Genomic DNA, 11,657 nt, shown 5'->3' with positions numbered 1-11,657 from the left:
TCTCGCCAAGCGGTCAAGCGGCAGGCGAGAAGGGCGCGCGGCAGTGCCATGTCAGTCAGGCGGCTAGGCCATGAGCTTGCAGACGTTCTGGGCAAAGGCCACCGGGTCGGCCACGGGCAGGCCCTCGGTCAGCAGCGCCTGGTCGTAGAGAAGCGAGGTGTAGAGGGCGAGCTTCTCCTTGTCGCCGGCGGCCTGGGCGGCCTGGAGCTTGGCAAAGACCGGGTGGGCGGCGTTGACCTCAAGGACGCGCTGGCTCTTGACGTCCTCAGGTGCGGGACCGGTGGAGAGGACCTTCTCCATCTCGAGCGAGACGGGGCCCTCGGCAGAGACGCAGGACGGGGCGTCGTCTGCGGCGGTCAGGCGAGCAGAGACGGTGACCTTGGTGACCACGTCCTCGCCCAGGGCCTCCTTCATGGCGCCGAACAGGTCCTCGTTGGCCTTGGCGGCCTCCTCGGCCGACTTCTTCTCCTCCTCGGTGGCAAGGTCCAGGTCGCCGGAGGAGACGTTCTTCAGCTCCAGGGTGCGGTCCTCGGTCTCGGGCTCGGCGCCGTCGGCCTGAGCCTTCTGGGCGGCCTCGCGGGCGGCGTCGTCCTCGTAGGTCTTGGGCAGGCCCTTGGCCTCAAAGTCGCGCATGGCCTGGAAGCAGAACTCGTCCACGTCCTCGGTGCAGAGCAGCACGTCATAGCCCTTGGCCAGGACGGCCTTGACCACGGGCATCTTGGCCAGGCGCTCGCGGTCGTCGCCGGCGGCGTAGTAGACGGCCTTCTGGCCCTCAGGCATGGCCTCGGCGTACTCCTGCAGCGTGACGTACTTCTGCTCGCGGGCGCTCCAGAAGAGCAGCAGGCCGCCGAGCTCGTCCTTCTTCATGCCGTAGCTCTGATAGATGCCGTACTTGAGGCCGCGGCCAAAGTTCTCGAAGAACTTGACGTAGTCATCGCGGTCGTTGTCGCGCATGGACTCCAGCTCGGAGGTGACCTTCTTCTCGATGCGGCGCTCCATAGCCTGCAGCTGGCGGGTCTGCTGGAGGGTCTCGCGGGAGATGTTGAGCGTCACGTCGGCGGAGTCCACGACGCCGCGCACGAAGTTGTAGTAGTCGGGCAGCAGGTCCGCGCACTTCTCCATGATCAGGACGTTGGAGCTGTAGAGCTCGAGGCCCTTCTCGTAGTCGCGGCTGTAGAGATCAAACGGGGCCTTGCCCGGGATGAACAGCAGCGCGTCGTACTCCAGGGTGCCCTCGGCGTGCAGGCTGAAGGTGCGGGCCGGGTCCTCCCAGTCGTGGAAGGTGGACTTGTAGAACTCGTTGTACTCCTCGGGGGTGACGTCGGAGCCGCGCTTCTTCCAGATGGGGGTCATGGAGTTGATGGTCTCGAGCTCCTGGTAGTCCTCCCACTCGGGCTTGTAGTCGTCGCCGGCGTCCTCCGGCTTCTCCTTCTGGCGGCTCTTGGTGACCATCATCTGGACCGGGTAGCGCACGTAGTTGCTGTAGCGGCGGATGAGGTCCTTGAGGGTGTACTCCTCGAGGTACTCGTCGTAGCTGGCCTCCTCGGCGTTGTCCTTGAGCGTGAGGATGACGTCGGAGCCGGCCGTCTGGCGGTAGGCGGGGTCGTCGGCGGGCACGGCCTCGATGGTGTAGCCCTCAATGCCGTCGGACGTCCAGCGGTTGCACTCCTCGGAGCCAAAGGCGCGCGTGACCACGCTGACCTCCTTGGCCACCATGAAGGCGGAATAGAAGCCCACGCCAAAGCGGCCGATGATGTCCACGGCGTCGCCCTGCTTGTCGGCGTTGGCGGCCTTGAACTCCTCGGAGCCGGAATGGGCGATGGTGCCCAGGTTCTTCTCGAGCTCCTCGGCCGTCATGCCGATGCCGTTGTCGGAGATGGTGAGCGTGCGGGCGTCCTTGTTGGGCGTGACGGTGATGGCAAGGTTTGCCTGGTCAATCTGGGCGGAGGCGTCCGTCAGGCTCTTGAGGTAGAGCTTGTCGATGGCATCGGACGCGTTGGAGACCAGCTCGCGCAGGAAGATCTCCCTGTTGGTGTAGATGGAGTTGATCATGAGGTCCAGGAGCTTCTTGCTCTCTGTCTTGAACTTGCGCATGTCACGCATCCCTTCGACGAACGATGTTCAACAGACATGACTGTACCCGACTCATGTGGTCGTTATTCTGGGCACTAAGAAAACCTCAGTTGAAAGCGCTTAGATTTCTTGCCGAGAAGGGCGTGGGGACGCCACTCGCTCCTGGGTACACTACGGTCAAAGACCCGCCTCGACCCAAGTGCGAGGAGCCATGAAAAGACGGGATTTCATTTGCGGAGCTGGGTTGGCTGCCTTGAGCCTGTTGGTTGGGTGCTCCGGGGATTCGCAATCTGATCAAGACGCAACATCTAGTCGATTGCCCGCGCTTGCAGTGATTGAAACGCGCCCCCACGTTGCCCCGAGCCTCATTCACTGGCTAGACAGCGACCTGGAGGCCCTCGGGTCTACCGAAATCAACCATGCAGCCGTTGGAGACTATTCTCGCCCCGCCGTAATGGATGGAAAGCTGCTCCTTGCTCCAACGGGTCCAACGGGACGAAACGACGACAAGACCGTCCTTTCGATTGAGCTTGACGATTTCCGCGTAACGGAATATACGCTTGACGCTGTCAACAACTATTGCATCGCCGCAGCAGAGGGCCATGCCTTCATTGGGGGGAACCTAAATCTGAGCTCCCATATCAGCAAGGTCAATCTTGCCAATGGAGACGTTCAGTCCTTGACCCTCTCCAAGTTGATACTTGATTCAATTATCTCAGATACGTCGAATCTGTATGCTTTTGCATGGGAAGACATCGACGGAGCAGTGCAGTCAAGCCTTCACATATACGACCTTGACCTCAACGCCATCTCATGCGTTTCTCTTGATGCCTGTGGCTACTGTGCATTTCGGCCACGGATTTTCGACGATAGAATCTTCATTCCGAGCTGGACGAGCATAACAAACCAAAACAACAGGTCAAGCACCTTAGGAGTCTACGACATCTCATCAAGAGCGCTTGAAACTGTCGAGCTTAAGAAGCCTATTCTCGAAACAATCCCAATAGACAATGGCTTGATCATCATTCACGGCGACATCCACCAGACCTCATCCACCAGAACGGAAGCCGCCCTCCTTGACTATGAGACATGGTCAGTCAAATCGGAGAGCACGCTTCCCTATCACGCAGTGCAGGCCGAGATCATTAATAACGAACTCTGCGTCCTAGACAGCAGCGACAGACTGCACCTTGTCTCCCTTGATGGGCAATGGAGCGAGCGTCTTTCGCTCGCTTTCACACCCTCCCTCGACGACAGCCACATCAGTTCATTCATTGCAGTCTAGGCGGCCCTACCGCCAGGCCACCACGAGGTAGTTGTCGTCGGCACCCCAGGCGTCGTCCTCGCAGGGAAGAAGTTCCACCTGCCCGAAGACGGCCTCGAAGACGCAGCAGAGGTCCCGGAGGAAGGCGGCGTCGCCCGCTGGGGTCACCACGTTCGCGGCCACGACGCCGCCGGGCGTCAGGGCGCGCCAGCAGGCGCGGGCGCAGCCCTCGTCGGCGAGCGCGGCCACGGGAGCGGCCCCGGCAAACGCGTCGAGCGCGATCATGTCGTAGGAGGCGGTTGGCGCCGCGTCCAGGAACGCGCGGCCGTCGGCGCAAACAAGCCGCAGGTCACCGCCATTGTCACGCATGCGTCGAGCCGCCTCGCCCACATAGAACCAGCGCCCGGCCGCGTCGACCACGCACGGGTCTATCTCCACCACGTCTACGCAGGCAGACGGACGCTCCAGGGCCACGAGCTTGGGAAAGGAGCACCCACCGCCGCCCACCACCAGGACGCGGCGAGCCCCAGGAGCGCGCCCCAGCACGTCGCCAAAGGCGCGGTAGTACTCAAACACGGGCTCCAGGCACTTCTCGCCAAGGTAGGTGGCGGACTGGAAGACACCGCCACGGCGCAGCACGCGCACGGGCTCGCCCTGCGGGCCGCGGGTGGTGTAGACGAGGCCGCCGCCACGCAGCGGGTGCGGGTCAAGGCGACGCAGGGCGCATGTGGCGGCCGCAGCCGCGCCGGCGGCGACCGCACCGGCAGCAAGCGCCGCAACCCGCATGTTCTTCTTACCAGCCATGGCCCTCCCCCGACGCTGCCCGCAGGCCCTTTGTTACCATAGCCTGCGAAAACAAAGGGGGCAACGGCGTGGTCGGACTCGGAACGCTCATCAACGTGGCATGCATCGTGGCGGGAGGCCTGGTGGGGCTTCTGTGCCGCGGCGCCATCACCCAGAGGCTCCAGCAGGCGCTCCTGCGCTCGTGCGGCGTGGCCGTCATGTTCGTGGGCATTGCCGGCACGTTGGAGAAGATGCTCTCCGCAAGCCTGGCCGCGGACGGCACCATTGCCCTGACCAGCGGCGGGACCATGATGATGGTGGTCTGCCTGGCCGTGGGCACCGTCGTGGGAGAGGCCCTTGACCTGGACGTCCGCTTTGAGGGCCTTGGCGTCTGGCTGCGCGAGAAGACCGGCAGCTCCGGGGACGCGCGCTTTGTGGACGGCTTTGTGACGGCCTCCCTCACCGTGAGCATCGGCGCCATGGCCATAGTGGGGTCCATCCAGGACGGCCTCGCGGGCGACTACTCCACCCTCATGCTCAAGGGGGCGCTCGACGCCATCATCGTCTGCGCCATGGCGGCGTCCATGGGCCGCGGCTGCCTCTTCTCCGCCCTGCCCGTCGGCGTGCTGCAGGGCAGCATGACCGCGCTGGCGACGCTTCTGCACCCCATCATGACCGATGCGGCGCTGGCAAACCTGAGCCTCGTCGGCTCCATGCTGGTCTTCTGCGTGGGCGTGAACCTCATCTGGCCGCGCACCTTCAAGCCCGCCAACATGCTGCCCTCCGTGGTTATCGCCGTCGTCTACGCCCTGATAGCGCAGGCCGTGGCATGAGCAGCTGGCGCGACGAGGGCGACATCTACGCCAACGGCATGGACATAGACCGGCTCCTTGAGCAGATTCTCTCCGACCCAAGGTTGCGCAGCTCAAAGGCCTTCTCCACCACCAAGACGTACGCCGACGAGCCCATCATCCGCCGCGGGTCGCAGATGGACAGCTACCTGCCCCAAAAGATCGGCCAGATGCGCGAGCTGCAGCGCACGCCGCGCGGCCGCACCTGGTCCGAGACGCGCCTCTTCTACGAGCAGGCCCGCCTCATGGAGGACTTTGAGGACAACTGCCCCTACCACGGGCAGTTCCAGAGCTACTACCCCACGTACCGCACCATGACCGACCGGCAGCTGCGCGGCTACTTCACGTGGCGGGCACGCGTGCGCGCGGGGCAGGTTGAGCAGACGGCGGCCTCGTTTGCCTACGTCTACCTCTACGAGTTGCTCATGGGCATTGGCGTGGAGCCCGGCCGCAAGGCCTTCGACGCCATCGAGGCGTTCTGGAAGACGTACCGCCAGTTTGACCCCGGCATGGACCGCTACGTGCCCGAGTGGCTGGTGGACTACGTCGTGGAGCACGACCTCCCGGCGGAGCTCGCCGTCCCCTACGCCCACCTGGAGCACGACGCCGCCATAGCCGTGCTGGAGCGCGCCGAGAAGGACGCGCTGGCCGCAGCCCCTCCCAAGGGCCGCAGGCGCCAGCCCACGGACTTTGCCGCGATGGGTGACCACGCCGGCGAGTTCGCGCAGTCCGTCTGCCAGCTCTCAAGCTACCGCCTGGACGAGAGCCGCCTCTACAAGGAGCGGCCGGAGGACGTCTCGCGCGTGCTGCTGGCGGTCTATTCTCGCCTGGCGCTCCACTACCGCGGCAGCCGCACGCAGGGGCTCACCGAGACCCTCTTTGGCCTGCGCTTTGCCGTGCGCCACGTCATGTACGCGAGCGCCGTCCGCTACGAGCCGGGCTTTCACGAGGACTGCGTCTACGAGCTCTCTCCCACCAGGCGCTACGTCTGCAAGAACGGCCTGTGGAGCTGCGACTCCTACCACGACGGGGGCGCCCGCAGCGCCAAGCTGGGCCAGATCGTGCGCGCCGTGGACCGACAGCTGCGCCAGGCCCTTGGCTACGCGCACCCGCTCAAGGACCACGCCGAGGCAAAGTACCTGGTCAAGATCATAGATGACGAGATTGCGGCCTATCTGGGCTGGAAGCAGGCGGCGGCGCCCCGGCGCGTTGAGATCGACCTCTCCAAGCTGGCGGGCATCCGCTCCGCCGCGGCCGTCACGCGCGAGGCCCTTCTGGTGGACGAGGAGCGCGAGGACTCCGCTGCCGAGGGGGCTCAGGAGGCGGTGTCCATGGCAGCAGCGGAGGAAGCTCAGCAGGAGGCTCCCGCGCAAGCCGATGACGTCAGCAACCTGGGGCTCTCCGAGGATGAAACCGCACTGCTGCGGGCGCTTCTCGACGGCAGGAAGTACGCCGGTCCGGGCAACGTGGGCCTCATGGTGGATGCAATCAACGAGGCCCTCTTTCACCTGCTGGGAGACACCGCCATCGAGTTTGGGGCAGATGGCGAGCCGCAGCTGGTGGAGGACTACGCCGAAGACGTCCGGGCCGCGCTGTAGGGCCCCGAGGCCTGCACTGGATTTGCCCGGGCATCCAGTGCGGGCCTCGGGCCGTTTTTCTCCCCGCACTGGATTGCCCATCTGGCGAGAAACCCCTGGTCAGCTCTGGCAGGCCCCATCCAGTGCAGGGTCAAAGCCTGCACTGGATTTCTCGCTCCGCGACCCACTCGCCATGCGGGCCCTATTCGGCAGAAAAATAGAACGTCTGTTTGTTATTGACCCGCAGCTGTGCTAGGATTGCCTTTCACGCAGACGGGAAGGAGAGCAGTCAGATGGCAGAGCAGAAGCCCAGGGTTCCCAAGCGCATCGCCGCCGTCATCATCAACTCGCTCAAGGGCGGCGTCGTGCCACGCATCGGCCTGCCCTACATCACCGTCGGCAGAGAGAAGGAGATACAGGCCTTCCTCACGGACCTTGGCCTCATAGAGAGCGGCGGCGCGTCCTTCCGTTTCCTCGTGGGCCGCTATGGCGCCGGCAAGAGCTTCCTGCTCCAGACCATTCGCACCCACGCCATGGGCGAGGGCTTTGTGGTGGCAGACGCGGATCTCTCCCCGGAGCGCCGCCTGCAGGGCAACCAGGGCCAGGGGCTTGCCACCTATCGCGAGCTCATCCGCAACATCTCGACCAAGACCCGTCCGGAGGGCGGTGCGCTCAACCTCATCCTCGACCGCTGGGTCAGCTCGGTCCAGCAGCAGGTGGAGGCTGGCGCGGACGGGGCCTCCCTGCTGAGGGAGCAGCTCGCCCCGCTGGATGAGATGGTCCACGGCTTTGACTTCACCCGCATGCTCAGGCGCTACCGCATGGCCTACCTGGAGCAGGACGAGGAGGAGCTTGCCCACGTGGTCAAGTGGCTGCGCGGAGAGTACCGCACCAAGACCGAGGCAAAGTCGGAGCTGGGCAATGGCACCATCATCACTGACGATGACTGGTACGACTACGTCAAGCTGCTGGCGCGCTTCCTGGTGGGTGCGGGTTACAAGGGCATGCTCGTCATGATCGACGAGCTGGTCAACCTGTACAAGATCCCCAACTCCATCACTCGCCAGAACAACTACGAGAAGATTCTCACCATGTACAACGACACGCTCCAGGGCAAGGCGCAGTACTTGGGCATCATCATGGGAGGAACGCCCCAGTCCATAGAGGACCGCCGTCGCGGCGTCTTTAGCTACGAGGCCCTGCGCAGCCGCCTGACCCAGGGTCGCTTTGCCCGCGAGGACATGACGGACATGCTCGCTCCCATCATCCACCTACAGTCGCTCACCTACGAGGAGCTCCTCGTCCTGGCAGAGAAGCTGGCAGACATCCACGCCGGCTACTTTGGTTACGAGCGCAAGGTCACCACCGATGACCTGGTGAGGTTTCTGCAGGTCGAGTTCGGGCGCGTGGGCGCCGACAGCCACCTCACCCCGCGAGAGGTCATCAGGGACTTCATCGAGCTTCTGGACATCATGTATCAGAACCCAGACACAGACGTTGCGGAACTGCTACAGCCTAACGCCTTTGCGCAGCTTGCGGCTACCGTTGAGACGGGTTCCAACGCCAATGGCTCAAAGCCGGGCTCCTCTGACGTTGACCCGTCCTTCGCAGAGTTCACCATCTAGCCAAGGCGGTCATCCATGAACCAAACCCCTCGCTCCGGCGATAAGGACCTTCCGGCCCAGGCCGCGGAGGACTCCATCGCTGATTCCAACGGACTCGGACCCGTGCGCCCCGAGCTCAAGGGTGGCATCTACGTCTATGCCAACGAGGGCTTTGGCGAGTTTGCGGGCTTCTCGGCGGCATGGGGCTATAGGAGCACTCATGTCCGTCTTTGACCGATACGCACCCTTTGTTCAGGACTTCATCTACGAGAACGGCTGGGACTCGCTGCGTGGCATCCAGGTGGCCGCAGGAGACGCCATCTTCAACAGCGACGACCACGTCCTTCTCTGTGCGTCCACCGCATCGGGCAAGACGGAGGCCGCGTTCTTTCCCATCCTGACGGAGTTCTGGGAGAACCCACCGGCATCCGTGGGCGCCATCTACGTTGGCCCCACCAAGGCCCTTATCAACGACCAGTTCTATCGCCTGACTGGCCTCTGCGCACGCGCGGACATTCCCGTATGGCACTGGCACGGAGACGTCTCTGCCAGTCACAAGGCCAAGCTCATGAAGCATCCCTCGGGCATCCTGCAGATTACGCCGGAGTCCCTCGAGGCGCTGCTCATGCACAGGCATGCCGCAATATCGAGCCTCTTCTGCAACCTGCGCTACGTGGTCATCGACGAGGTTCACTCCCTGCTGCGCGGAGACCGCGGCGGCCAGACCATCTGCCTCATAGAGCGCCTCTCCCGCATGGCAGGCGTCGACCCGCGCCGCATAGGCCTCTCCGCCACCATGGGAGACCCGGAATCCGTAGGCCGCTTCCTGGCGGCTGGCACCGGCAGAAACACCGTCATCCCCAAGGTCGAGGAGCCGCCCCGCACCTGGCGCCTCTCCATGGAGCACTTCTTCCAAACCGGCCCCCAAGCCACCGAGCTCTCGTTCGCCAGCACCTCCCCAACCGAGGTAGAGGTACTCTCCACCCAGGCGGCCCCGAGCCCCGCCCCTGCCATCGACGGCCCGAAGCCGCACCCGACGGCGGGGTCGGCAGTCAAGGACCGGGAGTCAAATGCCGCCTCAACGGCTCGGGCATGTCTATTCCCGCGCGCAGTTTCGCAGGCCGAAGGCCGAGAATGTTTGAGCACGGGGATAGACATGCCCGAGCCCGATGACCTACTTGACGACACCGCCCCCGACGGCGCCGACCCCGCCATCGGGTACGTCTTTGAGCACACGCGCGGTCGCAAGTGCCTCGTCTTCACCAATTCGCGCGAGGAGGCCGAGGAGGTCACCACCACCCTCAGGCGCTACTGCGAGGTCAACCACGAGCCTGACCGCTTCCTCATCCACCACGGCAACCTCTCCGCCAGCATCAGGGAGAGCGCCGAGGAGCTCATGCGGGATGACTCCGCGGACCTCAGCATCGTGGCCACCGCAACCCTCGAGCTCGGCATTGACGTGGGGCGCCTGGAACGTGCCTTCCAGATAAACGCCCCCTTCACCGTCTCTGGCTTCCTTCAGCGCATGGGCCGCACCGGCCGGCGCGAGGCCCCGCCTGAGATGTGGTTCGTCATGCGAGAAGAACAGCCCGAGCCGCGGGCCCTCACGCCAGAGACCCTCCCCTGGGAGCTCCTGCAGGGCATCGCCCTCGTCCAGCTCTACCGCGAGGAGCACTGGGTTGAGCCCGCGCGCCTGGACCGCCTGCCCTACAGCCTGCTCTGCCACCAGACCCTGGCCATTCTCGCCTCCGAGGGGGAGCTCACGCCCCCGCAGCTGGCAACGCGGGTGCTCACACTCACGCCCTTCCACCGCATCAGCGCGGACGACTTTCGCATCCTGCTGCGCCACCTTCTGGCGCACGACTACGTTGAGACCACGGAGACCGGCGGCCTCATCGTGGGGCTTGCCGGGGAGCGCGTCACAAACAATTACAAGTTCTATGCCGTCTTCCAGGAGAGCGTGGAGTACACCGTCCGCTGCGACTCGCAGGAGATCGGCACCCTCTGCGCCCCTCCCCCACCAGGCGAGAAGGTCGCCATCGCGGGACACGTCTGGCTTGTGGAGGAGGTCGACCACAAGCGGCGCCTGCTCTACGTCACACAGGTAAAGGGGCGCGTGCCCGCCTACTTTGGCGAGTGCGCCGGAGACATCAACACGCGCGTCCTCGTGCGCATGCGCCAGGCGCTGGAGGAGTCCACCCCCTACGCCTACCTGCGGCCGCAGGCGCGGGCCCGCCTTGCCCAGGCCCGGCACGTCGCCAAGAACGGCGGACTCACCAAGTCGCCGCTCGTGAGCCTTGGGGGCAACATGTGGTGCCTCTTCCCCTGGCTGGGAAGCTACGCCTTCCTCGCGCTGGAGCGTCTCCTCAAGATCAGGTGTGCCAAGGACCTCGGTCTCAAGGGCCTGGACTCCTCGCGCCCCTACTTCATGGCCTTCGTCATGCGCGAGGACATGACCGAGCAGGCCTTCTTTGAGATCCTGACCGGCGCCGCCGCGGAGCTTGGAGACCCCATGGACCTGGTCTACCCCGCCGAGGTCCCCTACTTCGAGAAGTACGACGAGCTCGTGCCGGAGGAGCTTGTCCGCAAGGGCTTTGCCCTGGGCACCCTTGACGTAGCGGGCATGAAGGAACGCGTCCGCCAGTGGGCCAACGAGCGCGGCATCATCTGGGCCGAGCCCGCGCAGGTTGTCCCCGCGGACTAGGGTCTCACTCCGAAGGCCGCCCCTCTTGCGGCCTCGTCCCGCGCCGCAAAGATCTCGAGATACTTGGCGCAGTTGACGGCCCTGACGGTGGAGTGGTCAAACGCCTTGGCGTCTCTTGTTAAGATGAAGTCAATCCCGTTCAGCTCCGCGCAGGCACGTACGAGCCCGTCCTCAAAGTCCGGCTCGTCGGAGCGCAGCGAGACGTCGCAGTCCTCGGGTCCCATCGGCGCAATCACGACGAGGCCCATAAGGTAGCCGACCCCTCTCCGCGCGGCCTCGGCGCCGTGCGCCTTGGCGAGCACGTAGTACACGTCCTTCAGGGACATCGGGCAGACGTACGCCGTTGCTCCTCCGCCATTGCAATGCCTCAGGACCCGGCACGCCTCCTCGGACTGCGGCCTTCGCGAGTCCAAGGCATCTAGCAGCACGTTTGTGTCCATAAGGACCCTCTGCCCAGAGTACCTACTCATAGCGAGCCGCCACCAGGTCTCTTACCTCGCGCTCAGTGAGCGCGTCGAGCCAAGACGCCTCGCCAGAAATCTCATCTCGGAAGGCCATGAAGTCGTTCCAGGCGGCGTCGGCCGGCTCCCCCACCGCCTCTTCGCGGGGCACCTCGCCCGTCCTGGCAATTCTCTCCCACACCGTCCTGATGACGTCCGCAACGGTCAGGCCGGCGGCCTGGATGTAACGCTCGGCCGACTCCCTCACCTGCTCGTCGACCCGACCAGAAATCACCGCAGTTGCCATGGTTCCCCTCTCTTGTAGACGCGTATACTGAGTATACCCGTCTACAATGGAACT

10 protein-coding genes are annotated in these 11,657 nt (G+C 64.5%); 6 read left to right on the top strand and 4 right to left on the bottom strand.

Going from position 1 to position 11,657, the window contains the following annotated elements:
• Window positions 1–63: 63 nt before the first annotated feature.
• Window positions 64–2,094 (bottom strand): molecular chaperone HtpG, encoded by a 2,031-nt coding sequence (htpG, locus tag DXV50_RS00175; protein ID WP_117204232.1) that lies wholly within the window; start codon window positions 2,092–2,094, stop codon window positions 64–66.
• 295 nt (window positions 2,095–2,389) lie between these two features.
• On the opposite strand from htpG, the gene DXV50_RS00170 reads away from it, so the two are divergent.
• The gene (locus DXV50_RS00170) at window positions 2,390–3,358 is read left to right on the top strand and encodes a hypothetical protein (protein WP_198666357.1); all 969 of its coding nucleotides are present in this window, start codon (window positions 2,390–2,392) and stop codon (window positions 3,356–3,358) included.
• 6 nt (window positions 3,359–3,364) lie between these two features.
• Here the strand turns inward: DXV50_RS00170 and DXV50_RS00165 are convergent, their stop codons facing one another.
• Window positions 3,365–4,141, bottom strand: coding sequence for a spermidine synthase (locus tag DXV50_RS00165; RefSeq protein WP_117204230.1), 777 nt, complete (start codon window positions 4,139–4,141; stop codon window positions 3,365–3,367).
• A 68-nt stretch (window positions 4,142–4,209) separates the two neighbouring features.
• On the opposite strand from DXV50_RS00165, the gene DXV50_RS00160 reads away from it, so the two are divergent.
• The 5 genes from DXV50_RS00160 (at window position 4,210) to DXV50_RS00140 (ending at window position 10,856) form a co-directional block, all read left to right on the top strand.
• Window positions 4,210–4,953, top strand: a complete 744-nt coding sequence (locus DXV50_RS00160) for a DUF554 domain-containing protein (protein WP_198666356.1) — start codon at window positions 4,210–4,212, stop codon at window positions 4,951–4,953.
• Window positions 4,950–6,569, top strand: a complete 1,620-nt coding sequence (locus DXV50_RS00155; RefSeq protein ID WP_232817400.1) for a TerB N-terminal domain-containing protein — start codon at window positions 4,950–4,952, stop codon at window positions 6,567–6,569. Before DXV50_RS00160 ends, DXV50_RS00155 begins: the two co-directional genes overlap by 4 nt.
• A 272-nt stretch (window positions 6,570–6,841) precedes the next feature.
• Window positions 6,842–8,173: an ATP-binding protein gene (locus DXV50_RS00150; protein WP_117204229.1), complete on the top strand. Its 1,332-nt coding sequence runs from the start codon at window positions 6,842–6,844 to the stop codon at window positions 8,171–8,173.
• Window positions 8,174–8,188: 15 nt separating this feature from the next.
• The gene (locus tag DXV50_RS00145; RefSeq protein ID WP_117204228.1) at window positions 8,189–8,386 is read left to right on the top strand and encodes a hypothetical protein; all 198 of its coding nucleotides are present in this window, start codon (window positions 8,189–8,191) and stop codon (window positions 8,384–8,386) included.
• Window positions 8,373–10,856 (top strand): DEAD/DEAH box helicase, encoded by a 2,484-nt coding sequence (locus tag DXV50_RS00140; RefSeq protein WP_117204227.1) that lies wholly within the window; start codon window positions 8,373–8,375, stop codon window positions 10,854–10,856. The genes DXV50_RS00145 and DXV50_RS00140 overlap by 14 nt, the downstream gene beginning before the upstream one ends.
• Here DXV50_RS00140 and DXV50_RS00135 read toward each other — a convergent pair.
• Both DXV50_RS00135 and DXV50_RS00130 read right to left on the bottom strand, forming a co-directional pair.
• The gene (locus DXV50_RS00135; protein ID WP_117204226.1) at window positions 10,853–11,326 is read right to left on the bottom strand and encodes a type II toxin-antitoxin system VapC family toxin; all 474 of its coding nucleotides are present in this window, start codon (window positions 11,324–11,326) and stop codon (window positions 10,853–10,855) included. The two genes, DXV50_RS00140 and DXV50_RS00135, sit on opposite strands and share 4 nt — an antisense overlap.
• On the bottom strand, window positions 11,319–11,603 hold the full coding sequence (locus DXV50_RS00130) for a type II toxin-antitoxin system RelB/DinJ family antitoxin (RefSeq protein ID WP_117204225.1): 285 nt from the start codon (window positions 11,601–11,603) through the stop codon (window positions 11,319–11,321). The genes DXV50_RS00135 and DXV50_RS00130 overlap by 8 nt, the downstream gene beginning before the upstream one ends.
• Window positions 11,604–11,657 lie beyond the last annotated feature (54 nt).

Origin of the sequence: Paratractidigestivibacter faecalis (genome assembly GCF_003416765.1) — a bacterium.
In the GTDB taxonomy this organism is placed as follows: Bacteria; Actinomycetota; Coriobacteriia; order Coriobacteriales; family Atopobiaceae; genus Paratractidigestivibacter; species Paratractidigestivibacter faecalis.
Note: the sequence above shows the minus strand (reverse complement) of the source record. Positions and strands in the feature narration are given on the sequence as shown.